This window comes from Actinophytocola sp., from assembly GCF_050699915.1.
Classification (GTDB): domain Bacteria; phylum Actinomycetota; class Actinomycetes; order Mycobacteriales; family Pseudonocardiaceae; genus Actinophytocola.
Map to the genome: position 1 here is coordinate 19,064 of NZ_JBOHGA010000033.1, position 22,290 is coordinate 41,353.

The window sequence follows — 22,290 nt, forward strand, 5'->3', positions numbered from 1 at the left end:
CTTCACCTCCGCGCGGCGGGCGGGGGCGAACCGGGCGATCGAGCTCGACGACCAGCCCGCTTGACCATCCTCATCGTCAGAGGAGTTCCAGTTGCTCCTGTTGTACCGGAGTCGCTTGTTCCGGGATCGAGGCCAGGCTGCCTTCCGGCCAGCTCGGCTCCGTGCGGGGTTCGCGGGCCTCGCGGGCTTCCTTGGGCGCGAGGCCGTGCCGGCGTAACAGTGGGCCCACGCGGCGGCCCAGCCAGCGGCGGTAGCGGATGTCCGCGTTGGCGCCGCGTGCGTAGATCTGCCGGTAGCTCGGCACCAGCTCCGGGTGCTCGCGCGCCAACCACTCCGCGAACCACTCGCGCGCACCCGGCCGCAGGTGCAGCGGCAGCACGGTGACGCCGCTGGCTCCCGTCTCGGCGATCTCCGCGAGCAGCGTGTCCAGCTGCTCGATCGAGTCGGTCAGGCCGGGTAACACCGGGGCGACGAAGACGCCGCACGGCAGGCCCGCGTCGGTGATCTTGCGGACCAGCTCCAGCCGCGCCTGCGGGCTCGCGGTGCCCGGTTCGAGGCTGCGTTGAAGCTCGCGGTCGGCCAGGGCGATCGACACGCCGAGCCCGACCGGCACGTCGCGGCTCACCTCCGCCAGCAGCGGCAGGTCTCGGGACAGCACGGTGCCCTTCGTGAGGATGTTGAACGGCGTACCGCTGTCGGCCAGCGCCCGGATGATCCCCGGCATCAACGCGTACCGGCCCTCCGCTCGCTGGTACGGGTCGGTGTTCGTGCCCATCGCCACGTGCTCGTGCGTCCAGCGCGGCGAACGCAGCTGAGCGGTGAGCACCTCGACCGCGTTGACCTTGACGATCACCTGGGTGTCGAAGTCCTCCCCGGCGTCCAGGTCGAGGTAGGTGTGCGAGTTGCGCGCGAAGCAGTTGTGGCTGACCACGCCGTTCGCGATGAAGTCGCCGGTGCCCGTGGTGATGTCGAACAGCGGCAGCTCCAGTCCGAGCGGCTCGACCATCTCGACGCCGAGCCGGGCGGCGGCCCGGATCGCGATGCCGGTGAGCTCGCCGGCGCCGGTGCGGGCCGGGTCGACGGTGTGCAGGAAGCGCAGGTACTCGGGTAAGCCGCCGGACAGGCGAACCCGCTGCACGCCGCTGCGCAGGCCGAGATCGTCGAGCACGAAGCGGAAGTCCAGGCGCAGCAAGGCATCGCTGACCATGCCGACGTTCGCCCGGCTGGTACGCGCGACCCGGAGGTGGCCGCGGCCGAACTCACCGTCCACATCGAACACCGCGGCGAGGAACCCCTTGTGCCACTCCTCGCTCGGCACCAGGGGTCGCTCGATCGGCAGGCTGATCGACTCGTCGCCGGTGAGGTACTCCCGGGCACGCTCGAGCACCCGGCGATCGGTCGCCTCGCCACCCGCGCCCGCGATGCCGGCCAGATACCCGCAGCGGTAGTCGACCCGGCCCTTCGGCGCCGGGGCGAACCCGCCGGTGCCGACCAGCTTGTCGCCGACGTTGAGGATCGTCCGGTGGCGCTCCTCCTCTCTCTCGGCCACGTGTCGCCAGCCGCGGTCGGTGAGGAACCGGTGGTCGCCGCTCGCGATCAGCTGGGTGCCGTCGCGCAGCGTGAGCCGGTAGGCCGGTTTGACCGTGGACCAGTGCGCGAGGACCCGGGTCGGCACGTACCGGCGGCGGTTGCCCGTCCGTTCTGTGCCGTAGATCAGATCGCCGACCTCTAGCTCGGCGAGCGGCCGGGTGCGGCCGTCGGCCATGAGGATCGGCGTTTCGCCCGCGAGGCAGTACCGGCAGGCGTGGCTGCAGCCGCGGTACGGGTTGATCGTCCAGCGGAACGGCATGGGCGACTGGCCGGGCACCTTGTTGAGCACCGACTTGGCATGTACCTCGTGGAACACCATGCCGGCGAACTCGGGGGTCCGAACGCTGCGCACCAGGCCGGGCAGGCCGGGTAGAGTTGGCTGTTGTTGCTGGTCGACACGCTGACTGTCCCATCGCACGATCGCAAGTCGAACATATGTTCGAGGACGTGTCAATCGAGATCACTCGACCGAGCGACGGCTCGAAAATTGTCAGACCCCCCGCCTAGCTTCGTCGCCATGACCCGCATCCCGCCCCGCCAACGGGTGGCCGACATCGTCGCCGAGCTGCCAGACGCGACCTGCGTCGGCGACATCCACCTGACCTTCGCCGTGCGCAAGAAGACGTTCGGCTACTTTCTCGACGACCATCACGGCGACGGCATCCTCGGGCTCGCGCTCAAGGCCGCCGCCGGCGAGCAGGACGCCCTGATCCGCTCCGATCCGGAGCGCTTCTACGTGCCCGCATACCTCGGCGCGCGGGGCTGGGTCGGCGTGCGACTGGACGTCGGCGAGGTCGACTGGGCGGAGATACGCGAGCTGATCACCGACGCCTACCGACTACAGGCGCCCCGCCGCCTCGTCGCGCTACTGGACGGCTAGCGCCGTCGCCTCGCGAGCGCAGCCCCACGACAGGCTGACGCCGTTGCCGGCGTGGCCGTAGTTGTGCACCAGCCGGGCGTTGCCGAGCCGCTCCGCCTCGACACGCACGGCCGGCCGCTCGGGACGCAGCCCGGTGACGACCTCTACGACCTCGGCGTCGAGCAGCCGTGGTTCGACCGCGCGGACGCGGGTCAGGATCCGCTCGGTCACCTCCGGGTCGGGTGTGCGGTCGGTGCGGCCCGGAAGGCGGATCCCGCCGCACACCACCCGCGTGGGGTGCGGGGCGTAGCTGGTCCACTCGGCCGTCGTGGCGAGCTCCATGAACAGCATGTCCAGTCCGGGGTTGGTCAGGACGACGTGTTGGCCGAACACCGGCTCCAGCTCGGTGTCGCCGAGGAGCTCGCGCGAGCCGAGGCCGGTGCAGTTGACCGCCACGGGCGCGGCGTCCGCGGCCTCGGCGAGCGACCGGACCTCCCGCTCCTGGATTTCGACGCCCGCGCCGGCCAGCCGGCCGACGAGGTGGTCGAGATATCGGGGCATGTCCATCAGCGGCATCGTCGCGCGGAACCCGCCGCCGAACCCGGCCGGCACCTCGTCCGGGGCGGCCGGTCGCAGATCGGGAATGGACCGGGCCTGTGGCGGGAGCTCGCCGGTGGCGGGCAGGTCGCCGACGGTCAGCGCCGGCGCCATCCGCACGCCGGTGGCCGGATCCCGGGCGAGCGCGACGAAGTCCTCGAGCGAACGATTCGTCCAGCTCATGGTCTTGGCCATGGGCTGCTGGAAGGAAGGACCCCACATTGCACCCGCGACGACCGAAGTGGTCGAGTGCGGCGGCTCCGCCGACCACACCTGGACGTCCCAGCCCGCCTCGACGAGGCAGACCGCGGTCGTCAAGCCGATCACCCCGGCGCCGACCACAACGGCCTGCTCCGTTCGAGTCACCGCGCCACGATAACGCCGTCGCACACCGGAACCGCGGACGCTCAGGCGGTGTAGGCGGCCGTCGTCCGGTCCGCGGCGGCGCGGGCCGCCTGCTCGTCCTCGCCGGCGGCGACGCTCGCCTCGTACCAGCGTTCGCTGCTCAGCCTGGAGAACTCGTGGCCCTCGGCCGAGGACTGCCACGCGTTCGCGGCCCCGGGTTCGACCAGCGGCGTGCCCGACAGGTGTCCGGCCAGACCCAGCAGGCCCATGTCCCAGCCGACGCCCACCGCGCCCGGGCCGTACTCCGCCCAGACGCCGTCCTCGACGTGGGCGATGTGCTCCAGCTCGAACCTCGCCCGACCATCCGACTCGGGGACGACCCGCACGTCGATCCAGCTCACGCCGCCGCCGTACTCCCACGTGGCGAAGAAGCTCTTCGGCGGGTCGCACCGCTCGACGGTCCCGCTCGCGTTCGCCTCGAGCTGGTAGCGCCCGCCGAGGCGGAGCTCTCCGGTGACGGGCAGGAACCAACGGGCGATCCGCGTCGGGTTCGTGCACGCGTCCCACAGGTCGTCGGGCTCGGTGTCGTAGGTCTGGCTGATCGTGATGACCCGCGCCTCGCCCGCCTCCAGGACTCGCGTGCCGACCCGCCGGCGCACCGCGTTGATCTGCTCGGCCACCTCGATCATGCGCACTCCCCTCGTGGACACCGGCAAGCTACGGCCATCACTTATATAAGTCAACTCTTCAAGGAGTCGCGGCGGGCGGCAGGTCCGCAGGCGAGGCCACCGGCCAGCCGAGCGGGTCGCAGCCCAGCGCGGCCAGCTGGTCCACCTGCTCCCGACACCACGGTGACACCGCCAGCTCGCCGCCGGTCACCAGGCTCACGAACAGCGGCCACGACACCCAACCAAGCTCGTCCACCTCCGCCGGCGCCGGCCGCGGCTCGGCATCGACCACCGCACGGAACACCGGGCACAGCTCGTTCTCCACCACACCGTTCGGCATGACCGCGCGGTACCGGAAGCGCGGCAGCAGCAACTCGACCGACGGCACCGCGAGCCCCAGCTCGTCGTTCAGCCGGCGAGACACGGCGAGCGCGAACGACTCGCCGGGCGCGGGGTGACCGCAGCAGGAGTTGGTTACCACGCCGGGCCACGTCTTCTTGGCGCGCGCCCGACGCGTGACGAGCAGCGAGCCCGCGGTGTCGAAGACGTAGCAGGAGAACGCGAGGTGCAGCGGGGTGTCGCGGTGATGCACCGTCGCCTTGTCCGCGGTACCGACCCCATGGCCGGTCTCGTCGAGCAGGACCACCTGTTCCATCACGTCTCCTCGCACCAGTCGGACGACAAGCATGCCCGCCGAGGCCGGACGGCGGCTCAGGGGTCCGGGAAGTACCTGCGACACTGCCCGGGTGCACGACGGCGAGACCGAACCGATCCCACGGGTGACCGACCGGCACCGGCATCCAACGGACCGGGACGAACCGGACGAGCCACCCGCGAAGGTCGGTCACGGCCACGGACACACGCCGTCCCCGCCCGCGTCTCGCCGGGTGCGCGTCGTGCTGGCCGCGCTGCTGGTGCCCTTCGCGCTCGCCGCCGTCGTCGGCACGGTCCTGCTGTTCCCGTTCGGCGGCGACGCCGACGCCAAGGAGCCGGCCGGCACGCCGGTGGACGGCGTGGTCACCGCGGTGCGGACCGGGCCGTGCAGCGGCGATGTCCAGGTCGGTGACCAGCCAGGCGGTGCCGACTGCCTGGTGGTCACGGTTCGCATGACCGACGGGGCGGCGCCGAACCAGGAGATCCGCACGGTCGTGCCGCTCGAGCCGAGCACGCCGCGGTTCGCGGTCGACGACGAGGTGGTGTTGGCCTACGGCGGCGGAAATCCGACCGACGGCGGGTCCTACCAGCTCGTCGACTTCCAGCGGGACATCCCGCTGGCACTGCTCGCCGGGCTGTTCGCGATCGTCGTGCTCGTCCTCGGTCGCTGGCAGGGACTCAAGGCGCTCGTCGCGCTCGGACTGAGCTTCGCCGTGCTGGCGCTGTTCGTGCTGCCGGCCATCGTCGCGGGCGAGAACCCGCTGCTGGTCGCGGTCTTCGGCGCCGGGTTGATCATGTTCGCCGTCCTGTATCTCACCCACGGCCTGACCGCGCGCACGTCGACCGCGGTGCTCGGCACGATGGTCAGCCTCGCGCTGATCGGCGTGCTCGGTGCGCTGTGGGCGGCGTTCGCTAAGCTCACCGGCCTCGACGATGACACCGCGACGCTGGTCGGGCTGCTCAACAACCCGATCGACACGCGCGGGTTGCTGCTCGCCGGGGTGGTGATCGGCGCCCTCGGCGTGCTGGACGACGTGACGGTGACCCAGACCAGCGCGGTGTGGGAGCTGCGGGCCGCGAACCCCACGCTGAGCAGGCTCGAGCTGTACACCTCCGCGCTGCGCATCGGCCGTGACCACGTGGCCTCGGCGGTGAACACGCTGGTGATGGCGTACGCGGGCGCGGCGTTGCCGCTGCTGCTGTACTCGTCGATCTCCGGCGTGGGGCTGGGCAACATCCTTGGCTCGCAGGTGATCGCGCAGGAGATCGTGCGCACGCTCGTCGGCAGCATCGGCCTGGTCGCCGCGGTGCCGATCACGACGTTCCTCGCCGCGACCGTGGCCACCACCGAGCCGGCGCCGGTCGGTCGTGGCGCGCGACTCAGTCGAGGCTCGCCACGAACCGCGTGATCGCCTCCGGCTTGAGCCGCTGCGCGAGCCGGCCCGTCGGCGCCAGCGACGCCAGCCGGTAGAGCGGGCGGTCGGCCGCGGCGTCGCCCTTCGCCTCCGCGCGCAGCTGGGCGACCAGGAGTTGGGAGAAAACGAGGCCGGAGGTGTTCTCGCTGCTCGCGAGGATGTCGGCGAGCCGGCGCAGCACGAGGATGCCGAGCTCGCGGCCTCCGGTGCCGGAGTAGATCGCGAGCGACAGGTTGATCGTCTTGCCGCCGCCGGCGACGAGCAGGCCGATGGTGCGGGTGCCGCGGATGTCGGTCACCAGCAGCTCGATCCGTTCCGCGGCGCGCAGTTCGACGGACTTGGTGCCGATCGCCTTGGCGCGGATGTGGCGGCCTTCGAGCCAGATCGTGCGCCGGTTGGACACCCAGGACAGCAGTGTCAGCAGGAGGACGACGACCGCCGCGGTGATCAGCGCCGCGGTCTGGCCGGCGAGCAGGCCGACCAGTCCGCCGATCGCCGCGCCGAACACGAGCGCGACGCCCAGCGCGACGCAGCCGCGACGGCGTGAGCCGCTCTGGTCGGCGAGGGTCAGCGGGATGCGTTCTGGGGTGCCGGCGGGCTCGGTCACCTCACAGTCCCCTGCCGGGGCCGGTGGCGCTCGGATCGTCGAGGCCGAGCAGGAACGGGTTCGACGCACGTTCCCGGCCGATCGTGGTGCTCGGCCCGTGCCCCGGGAGCACGACCGTCTCGTCGGGCAGCGGCAGGAGCTTGGTGCGCAGCGTGTTGGTCATGGTGCGCATGTCACCGCCGGGCAGGTCGGTGCGGCCGATCGAGCCGGCGAAGAGGGTGTCGCCGGCGAACAGCACGCGACCGCCCTCGTCGAGCTCGCTGCCGAAGACGACGGAGCCGCGGGTGTGCCCGGGCGTGTGCTGGACGGTCAGCGTGAGGCCGGCGAGGTCGAGCGCCTCGCCGTCGACGAGTTCACGGACTTCCTTGGGCTCGCGCATCTCGAGCTTGCCGCCGAAGAACTCCGCGGAGCCGAGGGAGATGCCCTGCAGGGGGTCGGTGAGCATGCCGCGGTCGTCCGGGTGGATCCAGGCCGGGATGTCGTCACCGTCGCAGACCGGCGCGACGGAGAAGGCGTGGTCGAAATGGCCGTGGGTGAGCAGCGCGGCTACCGGAGAGAGCCGATGCTTGCGCATCGCCTCGGCGATCGGCTCGACGGCGTCCTGCCCGGGGTCGATGATCACGCACGCCTCGCCCTCCGCTGGCGCGACGAGGTAGCAGTTGGCCTGGAAGACACCGGTGGGGAAGCCGACAACGAGCACGAGCCGAAACTTACACGGCGCCGAGTTCCCGCTCGGCAGATCCACGAAGGTGATCCACGGCCGACGTCCGCGATGTCGCTACCTGGGGAAGATGGCGCCGTTCACCCACAACAGTGACGGCCTTGGCCTCCGGCCCCCCGAGATCCAGACTACCGGCGGCCACCGACGAAATCGGGCGTGCGCGGTGAGCGCTGTGGACAGGTCGTCTGTCAGACGGAACGGAGACGGCGGAAGCGAGACCACGAGGCGAGGCGGCGGTCCGCGCGCCCGGTGGTTGCCTGCTCGCCCGTGACGTCCACGTTGGCCACGCAGATGCGGTCTCGGCCGTGGCGCTTGGCGGCCCGCAGCGACACGTCGGCGTCGAGCATCAGGTCTTCCAGGTCCAGCTCGGCCAGGTCGCCCAGGCAGTAGGTGGCCACGCCGATCGACGCGGTCTGACCCTCGATGGTCGCCGACAGGTCGCGGGTGACCTTCGCGGTGACCGACATGTCGCTGATGCCCGCCCGGATGCGCTCGGCGACCGCCAGTGCCGCCGGCAGCTCGGCGTCCGGCAGCAGCACCATGAACTCGTCGCCCGCGGAGCCGCCGTAGCGACAGGCCAGGTCGACGGGCCGGGTGGTCTGGCGGATAACGTCGGCGACCCCGCGCAGGATCGCGTCGCCGGCCAGGTGGCCGTAGTTGTCGTTGACGTCCTTGAAGCGGTCCAGGTCGAGCATGATCAGCGCGATGGACAGGCCGTGGCCACGCGCCCGGGCGATCTCGTCGGCGGCGATCTCGTCCCAGTGCCAGCGCTCGATCAGCCCCGTCGGCCGGTCCTCCAGGACCTGGCCGCACGAGTCGCACCGACGATGGGTCGGCACGGACTGCAACGGACGTTCGCCGGACCTCGGCGCGACGATCTGTGGTCGCTCGGTCGCGGAATCGGCGACCCCAGACGCCGCTCCCCCACCGGAACCCGCTTTCGCGGTGCTCATCGACTGTCTCCCCTGCCGTTCAACCTGTGGTCGACCGGTCCCCGTTCCTGATTGCCCTCACCGGCCGTATACAGGTAACTATCGGGAGTCACAGAACGGCTGAACAGTGTTGAGGTGTTGAGGGATTCAGGAAACACCGAATGGGGGAGTCGATCCGGTCACTCAGTGTGCTCTGACGACCACATTTCGCGGGAAATCTCGTGGTTGGCGTACCGATCGAGTACTCCGGCGACGTCCGTGTCGACGATGAGCATCTCCCGATACTCGGGCCGCAGGAAGCCCTCGGTGGCCATGTGGTCGAGGAACCGCAGCATCGGCTGGTAGTAACCGTCCACATCGAGCAGCGCGATCGGCTTGCGGTGCAGACCCAGCTGCGCCCAGGTGAACACCTCGAACAGCTCCTCCAGCGTGCCCGCACCACCCGGCAGCACCAGGAACGCGTCCGCGAGCGAGGCCATCGTAGCCTTGCGTTCGTGCAGGTCAGCGACCACCCGCAGGTCGCTGAGCCCCGAGTGCGCGACCTCCCGGTCGACGAGAGCCCGCGGGATCACGCCGGTCACCCGGCCGCCGGCGGCGAGCGTCGCGTCCGCGAGAATGCCCATCGTGCCCGCGCTGGCCCCGCCGTAGACCAGCCCGATCCCGCGCTCGGCGAACGTCTGGCCGACGTGCTCGGCGGCCGCTCGGTAGCCCGGCCGGGTGCCTGGCGATGATCCGCAGAAAACACATACCCGCATACAAGTGATCACATCACAGCACCCCGGTCTTTCATCGTGGCCGGGTTGTCTGGTTGAGTGCCACAGCGTGCGACTCATTCTCGACACCGATCCGGGAGTAGACGACGCTCTCGCGATCATGTACTTGGCGGCCCAGGAGGACGCCGAGATCGTCGCCGTCGGGAGTGTGCACGGCAACGTGCCCGCTGCCGCCGGGGCGCTGAACGCGCTGCGGGTGCTCGAGCTGGTCGAGCTCGCCCCGCCGGTGACCGTCGGCGCGGCGCGGCCCCTGGCCCAGCCGCTGCAGACGGCGGAGTTCGTACACGGCGAGGACGGGCTGGGCGGCCACGCCGGCCCGCCGCCGAAGGGCACCGTCGCACCCGGTTCGGCCGCCGAGCAGATCGTGCGGCTGGCCCGCGCCAACCCCGGCGAGCTGACTCTCCTCGCGCTCGGGCCGCTGACGAACGTCGCACTCGCGGTGCTGCTCGAGCCCGACTTACCCAGCCTGCTCCGCTCTGTCGTCGTCATGGGCGGCGCGGTCACCGTGCCCGGAAACATCACCCCATACGCCGATGCGAACTTCTATCACGACCCGGAAGCGGCCGATCTGGTACTCGGAGCCGGTTTTCCGGAATTGATTCTCGTCGCCCTGGATGCCACCGAACAGGCCCGGGTCGGCACCGAATGGCTCGCCGCACTGGCCGAGGTCAAGAGCCCGCGAGCGGATTTCGCCAACAACCTGCTGGACCACTATGGACAGTTCTACTCGAACATGTTCGGCGAACATTCCTGCACGCTCCACGACCCGCTCGCGGCGGCCATCGCGCTGGACCCGAAGCTGGCCGGCTACCGGAAGATGCCGCTCGGCGTGGAGTTGACCGGCACCCACACGCGCGGCCAGGTCGTGTCGGACCTGCGGTCCATCTCCAGCGACGCGTACATCTCCACCAAAGCCGGCGCGGGACGTGCTCCGGTAAAAGTCGCGGAATCCGTCGACGTGCCGGCATTCCTGGACTTGATGTTCGCCGCCCTTAAAGACTGACGCGCTCAGCCGTTCTTGTTCAACAGCTCGCGCACATCCGCCGCCCGCGGGTCGCCGAGCTCGTCGAAAATCGAGAACGCCTCACGCAACGACTCGGTGGCCAGATCCGAATAGCCGCTCTCGACCAGCAACAGCCCCCGCTTGTGCAGGGTCTCCCCCACGCCCCACCGGTCGCCGAGCTCGCGCCGGGTCGACAGCGCCCGCTGGAAGCAGTCCAGCGCGTCGGCCTGCCGGGCGAGCTCGGAGTACGTCTCGCCGAGCTTGACCAAGGTGTAGCACTCGCCGTACCGGTCCGCGATGTCGCGGAACAGCGCCAGCGCCTGCTCGAGCGCGTCGACCGCCCGGTCGTAGTCGCTAAGACAGCGGTAGGCGTCACCGACATTGGCCAGCGCGATGCCCTCGCCGTGCCGATCCCCGACCTCGCGGAAGATGTCCAGCGCCTCGCCGAAGTGCAGCGCGGCCGTGTCGAAGCGGCTCTGGTCGAAGCCGACGAACCCGATGCCGGTGAGGCTCCACGCCTGCCCGACCCGGTCGCCCAGTTCGATCCGCAGCTCGCGGGCCTGCGTGAAGCAGTCCTTCGCCTCGTCGGTGCGACGCAGCTCGCGGTAGGCGACGGCGAGGTTGTTGAGCACCCACGCCTCGCCGTACCGGTCGCCCGCCCGGCGCGCGCTGACGACACCGACCTCGTGCGAGGCCACCCAGGGCGTCCAGCGCTTGCGCAGGTGCAGGTAGTTGAACGAGCCCGCCGGCAGCTTCCACCCGGACACGTTCTCGCCGATCTCCACGGCCGTGCGGGTCGCCGACGCGATGTTGGACATCTCCAGCTCGCACCACTGCAGCGCGGACTCGTAGTCGAAGTCGGCGACGTCCACCTCGAAGTCGGGCTCTTCGAGCACCGGGTCGTGCCGCTGCGGGGCGAGCACGTGATTGGCCGCGTAGGTGTTGTGCAGAAACCAGTCGACCATCCGGCGCAGGGCCAGCCGCCGCTGGTCGTCGGGCTCCTCGGCGGCCGCCTGCTCGGCCGCGTACACCCGCAGCAGGTCGTGCATCCGGTACCGGTCGCTGCCCAGCCCCTCGATCAGGTGCACGCCGGTGAGCCGGTCGAGCAGCCGGCGCGCGCGCACCAGCGGCTGGCCGGCGAGCGCGGCGGCGGCTCCGGTGCGGATGTGCGAGCCGGCGTGCAGTCCGATCAGCCGGAACATCCGCGCCGCGTCGGCCGACAGGTCGCGGTAGGACCAGGAGAAGACCGTCTTGACGGCCACCGAGTCGTCGGTGGCGAGCGCCTCCAGGCGCAGCTCCTCGGTGGCGAGCTCCTCGACGAGCAGGCTCACCGAGTGGTGTGGGTGGGTGGCCACGCGCTCGGCGGCGATGCGCAGCGCCAGCGGCAGGTGACCGCAGCGGCTCGCGAGCGCGCGGATCGCGTCCGGCTCGGCGGCGGCCCGGTCCTTGCCGATGACCTTGCACAGCAGCATGGTCGACTCCGCCTCGGCCATCGGCCCGAGCGTGATTCGCCGGTCGCCGTGCACGGTGACCCCGCCGAGCCGCTTGCGGCTGGTGACCACGACGCCGCACCCGGACGACGCGGGCAGCAGCGGCTCCAGCTGCTGGGAGTCGGCCGCGTTGTCCAGCACGACGAGGACTCGCCGGTCGGCGAGCACCGAGCGGTAGAGCTTCGCGCGCGACTCGAGCCCGGCCGGGATGACGTCGATCTGCACGCCCAGGGCGGTGAGGAACTCCTCGAGCACCTCGTCGACGACGCGGGGCTGGCCCTCCGGCGAATAGCCGCGCAGGTCGACGTAGAGCTGGCCGTCGGAGTACTGGCCGGCCACGGAGTGCGCGACCCGCAGCGCGAGCGCGGTCTTGCCCGCGCCGGGCGGGCCGTCGATGGCGACCAGCTGCGGGGTGCCCGGCTCACCCTCGTAGGACAGGATCCCGGACAGCGCGTACAGCTCGGCCTCCCGGCCGACGAACGTCGCGGCGGCGGCCGGCAGCTGGGCCAGCCGTACCGGGCCGCCCGCGGCCGCGGCCAGGGCGATGAGCTGGCCGTCGGCCTCGAGGACCTGGTCGCACTTGCGAGCCAGCTCGGCGGACGGCGGCGCGCCGTGCTTGATCTTGGACAGCCAGCTCGGCGTGTATCCGATGAGGTCCGAGAGGCGACGCCAGGACAGGCCGCGCTTGCGCAGCAGCCGCTCCAGCTCGTCGGCGAACGGCGATGTCCCGTCGTCCCGCCTGTCTTGCATGGGTCCACCTTGTCACGTTCGAGCCGCGCGGTCACCGGTCACCACACTGCCACGCCCTGTATGCATGTTCCCACTGCCGAGGCCCGCAGGTCACGCCGGCCGTGGATGGGAATCTGGCAATCGGTCGACGGTTTCGCGGACCTCCACACGGTTCTTACTAGGGGTACCCATAGACTGCCGCCCGGCAAGGATGTCGGAGGTCAGGAGGGCGCCCGGTGCCGAGCAACGAGCAGCGTCGGCAGGCAGCCAAGCGCAAGCTTGAACGCCAGCTCACCCGTCGGGCGGAGCGGGCCAAGAAGCGGCGCATCTGGGGCGTGGGCCTGACCGTGGCGGTGGTGGTCGCCGTGGTCGGCCTCGTGTTCTGGCTGACCAACCTGGGCCCCGACGACTCGTCCGCCGCCGCCAACCCGAGCGAGGACGAGGCGAAGCCCGAGACCACCGACGGGCCGTGCGCCTACCAGGGCAAGCCCGACGAGAAGCCGGAGAAGGACCCCGGGATGCCCGAGGACCCGGCCGAGACGCCCAAGACCGGCACTGTGTCGCTCGACCTCGAGACCAGCCAGGGCGACATCGCGATGACCCTGGACCGGGCGAACGCGCCCTGCACCGTGCAGAGCATGGAGCACCTGGCCAAGGAGAAGTACTTCGACGGCACCAAGTGCCACCGGCTGACCGCGGCCCAGGGCCTCAAGGTGCTCCAGTGTGGTGACCCGAAGGGCGACGGCACGGGCGGCCCGGGCTACTCGGTCCCGGACGAGCTGCCGAAGGACCTCGCCGACGCGCCGGCCGGCCAGACCGGCGGCCAGCCGCTGAAGGTCTACAAGCGCGGGATGCTGGCGATGGCCAACGCCGGGCCCAACACCGGTGGCAGCCAGTTCTTCCTCGTCTACGCCGACTCCATGCTGCCACCGAGCTACACGGTGTTCGGTCAGGTGAGCGAGCCGGGCCTGGCGGTCATCGACAAGATCGCGAAGGGCGGCATCACGCCGGGCAACGGCCCGGACGACGGCACGCCCAAGCTGCCCGTCGACGTCGAGTCGGCCACCGTCAAGAGCTGAGGCGCGGCGGCTCGCGGCGACGAGGACTCCGCGACGTGGGTGGTGTTCGCGACCAACAGCGGCGATCTGCCGATCACGCTGAACTCCGACCAGGCGCCGTGCACGGTCCACGGCTTCACGCACCGGGTGGCTGAGCGGTTCTACCACGACACCACCTGCCACCGGCTCACGACGACGGCCGGGCCGCGGATCCTCCAGTGCGGCGACCCGGACGGGAACGGCACCGGGGGCCCGGGCTACATGATCGCGGACGAGCTGCCGACCTCGCTGCCCTCGGCCCCGCCCGACTCGACCGGCCAGCCGCTCGTCACCTGCCCGCGCGGCACCGTGGCCATGGCCAACACAGCCCTCCGGCGGACGGACCGCCCGCACGGCCGGTCACGATCACCTCCACGACCACGCGCTGAAACTGTCAGGGGTTCCTGCCAGACTTGCTGACATGGATCGCTACGAGGAGCGCCCGGCCCCCGCGGCCACGCGAGGGCTGCTCACGTGCGTCTGGTCGCGGCGGGTGACGGGCGATCTGACCGACGAGGCGCGGATCGTGCCGGACGCCTGTGTGGACGTCATCTGGCACCGAGAGAGCGGCCGGCTGTTCGTGGCGGGCCCGGACACCCGGGCGCACCTGTCGAGCCTGGCGCCGGGTGAGCTCGTCGCCGCGCGCTTCCGCACCGGGCGCTCGACCGCGAGCCTCGGCGTGCCGGCGGACGCGCTGCGCGACTCGCGCGTCGACCTGGCCGAGTTGTGGCCCGACCGGGTCGACCGGCTCGCCGACACTCTGGCGGCCACCGACACGACGGCCGCCGCCCAAGGAGTACTCGGCTCGGCCGTGCTGGCCGCCGCGGCCGACCCGGACCCGGCCGTGCCGGCGCTGCTGACCCTGGCCGGCGGCGGGGCGCGGGTGGGCGACATGGCCGACGCGGTCGGGCTCACCGAACGGCAGCTGCACCGCCGGTGCCTGGCGGCCTTCGGGTACGGCGCGAAGATGCTGCAGCGGGTGCTGCGCTTCGACCGGGCGATGCGGCTCGCTCGCGGTGGCACGGAGCTGGCCGACGTGGCCTACTGGGCCGGCTACGCAGACCAGGCACACCTGTCGAGAGAGGTGCGCGCGCTCGCCGGGGTCAGTCCGACGAAGTTATTGAACACTTAGCACTGGACATACGGCGAATGACATGGCGCCGCCTGGTTGGCGCGGGCAAGATACTTCCATGCATTCGGAGTTGCCCAGGGTGCGCCTCGAGTTGTGCCGCGCAGACGCGGTGGTGTTGTTCGACTGGTTGATGAGTACGGACCTGGACGCAGTGCCAATTGCGCATCCGGCGCAGAAACAGGCGTTCATCGACCTCGCCGACGAGCTGGAAAGCCAAACCGACGTCCTCGCCGCTACGATCGAGGAGGTCGCTCTGGCGCAGCAGGAGGTGGCGAAGAATATGGGCCGGTAGCGGCTCAGAGGCGGCCGTGTGCCGACAGGATCGTCAGCGCCTCGATCGTCAGCCACGCACCCCACTCGTGGTCGATCACCGGGCTCCAGATCCGCCACCGCACCGGCCAGCCGCCTTCCGCACCCTGCTGGGCAAGCAGCGTGTCCAAACTGGACTCGATCTCGGCATCGGAGAACCATTGCCGCGCAAGGTAGTCCGGCCGTGACGCGTAGTCGTGCGGGTGCATGAGCTCGCTCGTCGTATAGCCCGGCGGCGTCGGCTCCGCGCCGGTGATGCGCACCAACTGTCCCTTTCGGACCATCTCGCCGAGACGGTCCGCTGTGCGACGGGCGCGCTCCAGGTCCGGCACGTGGTCGAGAAACGCCAGGCAGCCGGCCACCTCGTAGGGATGGGTCTCGGTGAGCGCGTCGATCCGGTCCCAGCAGAATTCGGTGGCCGGCGCGAGCCACGGGTGGTCGACCTCGTTCTTGTACAGCAGGCCGGCGATGTTCGCCGTCGGGATAATCGAGCCCGCGTACGTGTCGGGCACCTGCCACCACGGCGCCATGGGAAATCCCCGCGCGGAGGGATGCACGAACGGCACGCCGCCGTCGGGCGCGGTGACTTCGACCAGGTAGTCGCAGGCGTCGCGAGCGAGCTCGCCGCCGAGCGCACCCACCTCGTCGAGGATCGTGAAGCCGGACAACGTGGTGATCGGTTGGCTGCCGGGCGCCCGGCAGTCCGGCTCGAGCGCGTTGCCGAACCCGCCGTCGGGGTTGCGGTATGGCAACAGCGCCGCGACGACGGCCTCGGCGGTGTCAGCGCCGGTGCTGGCGCCGAAGAGGTGGTCGAACCGGCGGCGTTCGAGGAGCCGGGCGGTGCGCAGGATGTGGTCGGTGGCGCGGTCGAGGACGGTGCGGGCTGAGTTCACGGCCCCAAACCTAGGTCCGGCGCGCCGCGAGGTCTTGAACGAATCGGACGTCAGGAAGCCGACGTGACGCGGTAGACGTCGTAGACGCCCTCGACGCTGCGCACGACCTTCAGCACGTGCCCGAGATGCTTCGGGTCGCCCATCTCGAAGCTGAACCGGCTCACCGCGACCCGGTCCCGCGAAGTGGTCACGGACGCCGACAGGATGTTGACCTTCTCGTCCGCGAGCACCTTCGTGACGTCCGAGAGCAGCCGGTGCCGGTCCAGCGCCTCGACCTGGATGGCCACCAGGAAAACCGACGTGTCCGACGGCGCCCATTCGACGTCGACCAGCCGCTCCGGAGAGGCGAGCAGCTCCCCGGCGTTCGTGCAGTCGGTCCGGTGTACGGAGACGCCGCCGCCGCGGGTGACGAAGCCGAGGATGTCGTCGCCGGGCACCGGGGTGCAGCAGCGGGCCAGCTTGACCCACACCTCGCTCGCGCCCTTGACGATCACGCCGGCGTCGCCCGTGGGACGGCGGCGGGTGATCGTGGACGGGGTGCCCCGCTCGGCCAGCTCGTCCTCGGCGTGCTCGACGCCGCCCAACAGCGCCACCAGCCGCTGGACCACGTGCCGCGCGGAGGTGTGACCCTCCCCCACCGCCGCGTACAGCGCGCTGACCTCCGTGTAGCGCAGCTCCCGGGCGAGCGCGGCCATCGAGTCCGCCGACACGAGTCGCTGCATCGGGAGGCCGACGCGGCGCACCTCCTTGGTGATCGCGTCCTTGCCGGCCTCGATGGCCTCTTCCTTGCGCTCCTTGGCGAACCACTGCTTGATCTTGGCGCGCGCCCGCGGCGACGCGGCGAACGCGAGCCAGTCGCGCGTCGGCCCAGCACCCTCGGCCTTCGAGGTGAAGATCTCCACCTGGTCGCCGTTCTCGAGCTTGCGCTCCAGCGCGACCAGCCGGCCGTTGACCCGGGCGCCGATGCAGCGGTGGCCGACCTCGGTGTGCACGGCGTAGGCGAAGTCGACCGGCGTCGAGCCGGCCGGCAGCGTCTGCACGTCGCCCTTCGGTGTGAAGACGAAGATCTCGCGCGCGGCGAGGTCGTAGCGCAGCGAGTCGAGGAACTCGCCCGGGTCGGCGGCCTCCCGCTGCCAGTCGAGGAGCTGGCGCATCCAGGCCATCTCGTCGATCTCCACGGCCTGGCCGTCGTGGGTGCCCCGGGTCTCCTTGTAGCGCCAGTGCGCGGCGATGCCGTACTCGGCCGTGCGGTGCATCTCCTGCGTGCGGATCTGCACCTCGAGCGGCTTGCCGTCCGGCCCGATGACCGTCGTGTGCAGCGACTGGTACACGCCGAACCGGGGCTGGGCGACGTAGTCCTTGAACCGGCCGGGCATCGGCTGCCAGAGCGCGTGCACCACGCCCATCGCCGCGTAGCAGTCCCGCACGTCGTCGACCAGGATGCGGACGCCGACCAGGTCGTGGATGTCGTCGAAGTCGCGGCCGCGGACGATCATCTTCTGGTTGATCGAGTAGTAGTGCTTGGGCCGGCCCTCGACCTTGGCGTTGATCCGCGAGGTCTCGAGGTGGGAGGTCAGCTCGTCGGTGACCGTGTGCAGGTACGTGTCGCGGGAGGGCGCGCGGGTGGCGACGAGGCGGACGATCTCGTCGTACTTCTTCGGCTGCAGGATCGCGAACGCGAGGTCCTCGAGCTCCCACTTGACGGTGGCCATGCCGAGGCGGTGCGCGAGCGGGGCCAGCACCTCGAGGGTCTCGCGGGCCTTCTTCGCCTGCTTCTCCGGCGGCAGGAAGCGCATGGTGCGCATGTTGTGCAGCCGGTCGGCCAGCTTGATCACCAGGACGCGCGGGTCGCGAGCCATCGCGATGACCATCTTGCGGATGGTCTCGGCCTCGGCCGCGCTGCCGAGCTGGACCTTGTCCAGTTTGGTCACCCCGTCGACGAGCCGGGTGACCTCCTCGCCGAAGTCGTCGTGCAGGTTCTTCAGCGAGTACTCGGTGTCCTCGATCGTGTCGTGCAGCAGCGCGGCGACGAGTGTGATCGTGTCCATGCCGAGCTCGGCGAGGATCGTGGCGACGGCGAGCGGGTGGGTGATGTAGGGGTCGCCGGACTTGCGCCGCTGGCCGCGGTGCGCCTCCTCCGCGACGTCGTAGGCGTGCTGGAGCAGGGCCAGGTCGGCCTTGGGGTGCAGCTCGCGGTGGACCGCGGCGAGCGGCTCGAGCACCTGCTTGACCGGCGCGGACCGCTGCGCGGTGATGCGCCTGGCCAGGCGCGCCCGCACCCGCCGCGTCGCGGACGGCACGCGCGGCGGGGCCTGTGGCGCGGTGCTGTCCTGCTGCGCACCCGGCGTCTCGACGTTTTGACTCACGACGACCCCTCGCAGGCTCGGTGTCGCCGCTCGCGGTCGCCCTGTGTCAACGGTTCGTTCGCAAGCTCACTCACTACGCGGCTCCTCTGGTGCTGAGAATAGCCGCGAATCGATCCACGAAGGTCCAATGGGGTGCTAAGGTGTTGTTGAAGGTTCAACTTACGGAGTAGTCATGTCCATGCCGGTGCTCTATCTCAGCCACGGCGCCCCGCCCCTGGCCGACGACCGGGCGTGGACGCGCGAGCTGGCGTCGTGGTCCGCCGGCCTCCCGAAGCCGGCGGCGATCCTCATCGTGTCCGCGCACTGGGAGAACGCGCCGCTCACCCTGGGCGCCACCACGACCGTGCCGCTGATCTACGACTTCTGGGGCTTCCCGGACCGCTTCTACTCGGTGACCTACTCGGCCCCGGGCGCGCCGGCGCTGGCCGAGTCCGTCCGCAAGCTGCTGGCCGGGCCCGGCATGTCGGTGCACGACGATCCGGACCGCGGCCTCGACCACGGCGCGTACGTCCCGCTCGTCGAGATGTACCCGGAGGCGGACGTCCCGGTGCTGCAGATCTCGATGCCGTCGCTGGACCCGACGGAGCTGATGGAGGTCGGCCGGCGGCTCGCGCCGCTGCGCGACGAGGGCGTGCTGATCATCGGGAGCGGCTTCTTCACCCACAACCTGTCCGCGATCACGATGGCCGACCCGGCGGTGGCGGCCCCGGGGTGGTCCGCGGAGTTCGACGGCTGGGGCGAGGAAACCCTGGCGGCACGGGACTTCGACGCGCTGGCCGACTTCCTCCACAAGGCACCGTCTGGCCGGCTGGCCCACCCGCGCACCGAGCACTTCGCGCCGCTGTTCGTCTCGATCGGGGCCTCGCTGGACTCGCCGGACGCGCCCCGGTCGGTGATCGACGGCTACTGGTACGGCCTGTCGAAGCGATCCGTGCAGTTCACCTGAGTCAGATCGTCTGTAGCGAGTGGACGTCGCGGCCCGCGAGCCGTGCTCGGCCGCCCAGCGCCGCCAGCTCCAGCACGACCGACACCGCGACCACCGACGCGCCCGCGCGTTCCACCAGCTCGCACGTCGCCGCCACCGTGCCGCCGGTCGCGAGCACGTCGTCCACCACCGCCACCCGGGCTCCCGGACGCAGCACGTCGGCCGGGAGCTCCAGGGTCGCGGTGCCGTACTCGAGCTCGTAGTCCACCCGGTCGGCCACCACCGGGAGCTTGCCCGGCTTGCGGATCGGTGCCATGGCGCACTCCAGTGCCACCGCGACGGCGCCGCCGAGCAGGAAGCCGCGTGCCTCGACCGGAGCGACCACGTCCACATCGGACGGGATCGCGGCCGCGAGCGCGTCCACCACCGCGCGGAACGCGGCCGGCGACGCGAACACCGGGTTCAGGTCGCGGAACAGGACGCCCGGCTCCGGGAAGTCCGGCACCGTGCGCACCAGGGCCAGCGCGCGCTCCAGGTTCGCCAAGGCTCAGTGGCGCTTCTTGCCCGCCGGTCGCCCGCCGTGCTTGCCGGTGGGCCGACCACCCTGCTTGCCCGTCGGCCGGCGGCGGTTCTCCGCCGCCTTCGGGTTGCGGGTCGGGACGCTCGACGCCGCGGCCATCGCCCGCTCCTGGCGCAGCTCGGCATCCAGCGACTCGTCGTCGTTCGCCGGCGTCAGGTCGTCGCCGATGATCTCGCCGGTGGCGTCGACGCCGCGCTCGGCGGCCTTGCGCGCCATGTTCTCCCGCCGCGCGTACACCCGACGCGCCTGGTCCTTGAACTTCGGCTCGCGCATCTTGAGGTCCACCAGCAGCGGGGTGGCCAGCGTGATCGACGACAGCGCACCGGCGATGATGCCGGTCAGCTGCACCAGCGCCAGGTCCTGCAGGGTGCCGACACCGAGCAGGCCCACGCCGACCACGAGCAGGCCGAGCACCGGCAGCACCGCGATGAGCGAGGTGTTGATCGAGCGCATCAGCGTCTGGTTCAGCGCCAGGTTCGCCGCCTCGCCGTAGGTCCGGCGGGTCAGCCCGAGCAGGCCGCGGGTGTTCTCCCGGACCTTGTCGAACACCACCACCGTGTCGTACAGCGAGAAACCGAGGATCGTCAGCAGGCCGATGACCGTCGCCGGCGTGACCTCGAAGCCGACGATCGAGTAGACGCCCGCCGTCACCACGACGTCGTGCACCAGCGCCGCCAGCGCCGAGACCGCCATCCACCGTTCGAAGTAGAACGCCAGGAACAGCGTCACCAGCACGAGGAACACGCCGAGCGCGATCAGCGCCTGCTGGGAGATCTCACCACCCCACGACGCGCTCACCGCGCTGTCGCTGATCGATCGCTCACTCGGCTCGCCGGCCTGGTTGACCGGCTCCAGCTCGTCGAACAGCGCCGTCTTGAGCTCCGCGACCTCGGCGGTGGTCAAGGTCTCCGACCGGACCTGGATGGTCGCGCTGTCACCGGTGCCGACCGCCTGCACGGTCGCCGGCTCCTTGTTCAGCGTGTCGTTGAAGACGTCGGTGACCTGCTCGGTGGAGATCGTGCCGCCGGCGCCCTCGGAGGGCATCGAGATCCGCGTGCCGCCCTTGAAGTCGATGCCGAGGTTGAAGCCGCGGAAGACGATCGACGCGATGCAGACCAGCATCAGGATCGCGAAGAAGATGTACCACCGCTTGCGCTTGCCGACCACGTCGAACGCGCCGGTGCCGACGTACATCCGGTGGAAGAGGCTGTCCTTCTTCACCGGAGCGCCGCCTGGGGTCTCGTTGGTCGGCACGTCACGCCTCCTTCACGGCGGGGCCGGCACCGGACCGGGTCCGTCGGTCGCTCGCCAACCGCTGTACCGCGCCGAGTCCGGAGAACCTCGGGCTGGACAGCATCTTCGACTTCGAAGCCATCGCGACCAGCGGGTGGGTCACGAAGAACACGACGACCAGGTCCAGCACGGTCGACATACCCAGCGTGAACGCGAAGCCCTTCACCTGGCCGACGGCGAGCACGTAGAGCACGCCGGCGGCGAGGAACATGACCGCGTCCGCGGACAGGATCGTGCGCCGGGCCCGGATCCACGCTCGCGGCACCGCGGAGCGGAACGTCCGTCCCTCGCGTATCTCGTCTTTCAGACGTTCGAAGAACACCACGAACGAGTCCGCCGTGATACCGATCGCCACGATGAAGCCCGCGACGCCTGCGAGGTCCAGGGTGAACCCGATCCATCGGCCGAGCAGCACCAGCGCCGCGAACACGATCACACCGGAGAGGACCAGCGACAGCGCGGTCAGCAGACCCAGCATCCGGTAGTAGAACAGGCAGTAGACGAGCACCAGTGCGAGGCCGATCGCGCCGGCGATGAGGCCGGCCTTCAGCGACGCCAGGCCAAGCGTGGCCGACACGGTCTCGGCCTCGGACGACTCGAACGACAGCGGCAGCGAGCCGTACTTGAGCACCTCGGCGAGGCTGCGTGCCTCGTCGGCCTTGAACCCGCCCTGGCCGCCGCCACTGATCGTCGTGCTGCCGCCGCTGATCGCCTCGCGGATCGACGGCGCGGACACGACCTGGGTGTCGAGCACGAACGCGGCCTGCTTGCCGACGTTGGCCGAGGTGTAGTCGGCCCAAATCCGACTGCCCTCGCTCTCGAACTCGAGGTTCACCACGTAGCCGACGCCCTCGGGGTTGACCGCGGAGTTCGCGTCGGAGATCTGCGTCCCGGACAGGAACGACGGACCGAGGATGTACTTCGCCGTGCCGTCCTGGTCGCAGGCGACCAGCGGCTTCTTCGGGTCGTCGTTGCCGACCAGCGGGTCGCCGACCTCGGAGCCGGTGGCGCTGCACGTCAGCGCCTCCACCGCGGCCTGCTGCACGGCCGGGTCCGGCTGCACGGTGCCGTCCGCGCTCGGCGCGAGCTGCGGCGCCTGGCGACATGCCTTGCCGATCGTGATCAGCTGCGCGACGGTGACGTCGCCCTCCTTGCCGGCCTTGACGTCGGCGGCATAGGTCGAGAACGCCTGCTTGTACAGCGCGCACGCCTGGAGCGGATCGGCGGGCGCGGCCGGGGCCTCCGAGCCGGACGCCGGCGGCTGGGAGGGATCCGTCGGCTGGGCCTGCGCCGGGGTCGGGCGGCCCTGCGG

Annotated in this window: 22 protein-coding genes; 8 read left to right on the forward strand and 14 right to left on the reverse strand. The window is 70.8% G+C overall.

Annotation, left to right across the window (positions count from 1 at the left end):
• Positions 1-76: 76 nt before the first annotated feature.
• Positions 77-2,008, reverse strand: a complete 1,932-nt coding sequence (locus tag ACRDSK_RS09105; RefSeq protein ID WP_431439550.1) for an intein-containing Rv2578c family radical SAM protein — start codon at positions 2,006-2,008, stop codon at positions 77-79.
• Between the two features lie 99 nt (positions 2,009-2,107).
• On the opposite strand from ACRDSK_RS09105, the gene ACRDSK_RS09110 reads away from it, so the two are divergent.
• The gene (locus ACRDSK_RS09110; RefSeq protein WP_431439551.1) at positions 2,108-2,470 is read left to right on the forward strand and encodes an MmcQ/YjbR family DNA-binding protein; all 363 of its coding nucleotides are present in this window, start codon (positions 2,108-2,110) and stop codon (positions 2,468-2,470) included.
• Here ACRDSK_RS09110 and ACRDSK_RS09115 read toward each other — a convergent pair.
• From ACRDSK_RS09115 to idi, 3 genes are read right to left on the reverse strand one after another with little or no spacing between them, the layout of a single operon-like run.
• Complete coding sequence (locus tag ACRDSK_RS09115) at positions 2,456-3,412, reverse strand: FAD-dependent oxidoreductase (protein ID WP_431439552.1); 957 nt, start codon at positions 3,410-3,412, stop codon at positions 2,456-2,458. The genes ACRDSK_RS09110 and ACRDSK_RS09115 overlap by 15 nt on opposite strands.
• 41 nt (positions 3,413-3,453) lie before the next feature.
• Positions 3,454-4,080, reverse strand: coding sequence for an SRPBCC family protein (locus ACRDSK_RS09120; RefSeq protein ID WP_431439553.1), 627 nt, complete (start codon positions 4,078-4,080; stop codon positions 3,454-3,456).
• Between the two features lie 58 nt (positions 4,081-4,138).
• Positions 4,139-4,714: an isopentenyl-diphosphate Delta-isomerase gene (gene idi / locus ACRDSK_RS09125; RefSeq protein ID WP_431439554.1), complete on the reverse strand. Its 576-nt coding sequence runs from the start codon at positions 4,712-4,714 to the stop codon at positions 4,139-4,141.
• A gap of 91 nt (positions 4,715-4,805) precedes the next feature.
• Between idi and ACRDSK_RS09130 the strand changes: the two genes are divergently transcribed.
• Positions 4,806-6,122, forward strand: coding sequence for a YibE/F family protein (locus ACRDSK_RS09130; RefSeq protein WP_431439555.1), 1,317 nt, complete (start codon positions 4,806-4,808; stop codon positions 6,120-6,122).
• Here ACRDSK_RS09130 and ACRDSK_RS09135 read toward each other — a convergent pair.
• The 4 genes from ACRDSK_RS09135 to ACRDSK_RS09150 all read right to left on the reverse strand — a co-directional run bounded on the left by ACRDSK_RS09135 (position 6,094) and on the right by ACRDSK_RS09150 (position 9,143).
• Entirely contained in the window at positions 6,094-6,735 is a 642-nt protein-coding gene (locus tag ACRDSK_RS09135) for a hypothetical protein (RefSeq protein WP_431439556.1), read from the reverse strand. The two genes, ACRDSK_RS09130 and ACRDSK_RS09135, sit on opposite strands and share 29 nt — an antisense overlap.
• 1 nt (position 6,736) lies before the next feature.
• On the reverse strand, positions 6,737-7,435 hold the full coding sequence (locus tag ACRDSK_RS09140) for an MBL fold metallo-hydrolase (protein WP_431439557.1): 699 nt from the start codon (positions 7,433-7,435) through the stop codon (positions 6,737-6,739).
• A gap of 209 nt (positions 7,436-7,644) precedes the next feature.
• Positions 7,645-8,295: a GGDEF domain-containing protein gene (locus ACRDSK_RS09145; protein WP_431439558.1), complete on the reverse strand. Its 651-nt coding sequence runs from the start codon at positions 8,293-8,295 to the stop codon at positions 7,645-7,647.
• A gap of 272 nt (positions 8,296-8,567) precedes the next feature.
• Positions 8,568-9,143 (reverse strand): TIGR00730 family Rossman fold protein, encoded by a 576-nt coding sequence (locus ACRDSK_RS09150; RefSeq protein ID WP_431439559.1) that lies wholly within the window; start codon positions 9,141-9,143, stop codon positions 8,568-8,570.
• Between the two features lie 4 nt (positions 9,144-9,147).
• On the opposite strand from ACRDSK_RS09150, the gene ACRDSK_RS09155 reads away from it, so the two are divergent.
• Entirely contained in the window at positions 9,148-10,164 is a 1,017-nt protein-coding gene (locus tag ACRDSK_RS09155) for a nucleoside hydrolase (protein ID WP_431439560.1), read from the forward strand.
• 5 nt (positions 10,165-10,169) lie between these two features.
• Here ACRDSK_RS09155 and ACRDSK_RS09160 read toward each other — a convergent pair whose 3' ends face one another.
• The gene (locus ACRDSK_RS09160) at positions 10,170-12,404 is read right to left on the reverse strand and encodes a tetratricopeptide repeat protein (protein WP_431439561.1); all 2,235 of its coding nucleotides are present in this window, start codon (positions 12,402-12,404) and stop codon (positions 10,170-10,172) included.
• A gap of 215 nt (positions 12,405-12,619) precedes the next feature.
• On the opposite strand from ACRDSK_RS09160, the gene ACRDSK_RS09165 reads away from it, so the two are divergent.
• The 4 genes from ACRDSK_RS09165 to ACRDSK_RS09180 are packed head-to-tail and all read left to right on the forward strand — an operon-like array spanning position 12,620 to position 14,904.
• Positions 12,620-13,462: a peptidylprolyl isomerase gene (locus tag ACRDSK_RS09165; RefSeq protein ID WP_431439562.1), complete on the forward strand. Its 843-nt coding sequence runs from the start codon at positions 12,620-12,622 to the stop codon at positions 13,460-13,462.
• Between the two features lie 39 nt (positions 13,463-13,501).
• Entirely contained in the window at positions 13,502-13,900 is a 399-nt protein-coding gene (locus tag ACRDSK_RS09170; RefSeq protein ID WP_431439563.1) for a peptidylprolyl isomerase, read from the forward strand.
• Position 13,901: 1 nt separating this feature from the next.
• Entirely contained in the window at positions 13,902-14,612 is a 711-nt protein-coding gene (locus ACRDSK_RS09175; protein ID WP_431439564.1) for a helix-turn-helix domain-containing protein, read from the forward strand.
• Between the two features lie 58 nt (positions 14,613-14,670).
• A complete protein-coding gene (locus ACRDSK_RS09180; protein ID WP_431439565.1) occupies positions 14,671-14,904 on the forward strand; it encodes a hypothetical protein in 234 nt (77 codons plus the stop codon).
• 4 nt (positions 14,905-14,908) lie between these two features.
• On the opposite strand, the gene ACRDSK_RS09185 is transcribed toward ACRDSK_RS09180, so the two are convergent.
• Entirely contained in the window at positions 14,909-15,814 is a 906-nt protein-coding gene (locus ACRDSK_RS09185) for a hypothetical protein (RefSeq protein WP_431439566.1), read from the reverse strand.
• 50 nt (positions 15,815-15,864) lie between these two features.
• Positions 15,865-18,180 carry a RelA/SpoT family protein gene (locus ACRDSK_RS09190; protein WP_431439567.1) on the reverse strand — a complete coding sequence of 772 codons (2,316 nt, stop codon included), beginning with the start codon at positions 18,178-18,180 and terminating at the stop codon, positions 15,865-15,867.
• Positions 18,181-18,352: 172 nt separating this feature from the next.
• On the opposite strand from ACRDSK_RS09190, the gene ACRDSK_RS09195 reads away from it, so the two are divergent.
• Entirely contained in the window at positions 18,353-19,126 is a 774-nt protein-coding gene (locus tag ACRDSK_RS09195) for a dioxygenase family protein (protein WP_431439568.1), read from the forward strand.
• 1 nt (position 19,127) lies between these two features.
• Here the strand turns inward: ACRDSK_RS09195 and ACRDSK_RS09200 are convergent, their stop codons facing one another.
• From ACRDSK_RS09200 to secD, 3 genes are all read right to left on the reverse strand, one after another.
• Positions 19,128-19,649 (reverse strand): adenine phosphoribosyltransferase, encoded by a 522-nt coding sequence (locus ACRDSK_RS09200; protein WP_431439569.1) that lies wholly within the window; start codon positions 19,647-19,649, stop codon positions 19,128-19,130.
• A 3-nt stretch (positions 19,650-19,652) separates the two neighbouring features.
• Positions 19,653-20,879 carry a protein translocase subunit SecF gene (secF, locus tag ACRDSK_RS09205; protein WP_431439572.1) on the reverse strand — a complete coding sequence of 409 codons (1,227 nt, stop codon included), beginning with the start codon at positions 20,877-20,879 and terminating at the stop codon, positions 19,653-19,655.
• A gap of 61 nt (positions 20,880-20,940) precedes the next feature.
• On the reverse strand, positions 20,941-22,290 hold a 1,350-nt coding region (gene secD, locus ACRDSK_RS09210; RefSeq protein WP_431439570.1), incomplete at its 5' end, for a protein translocase subunit SecD.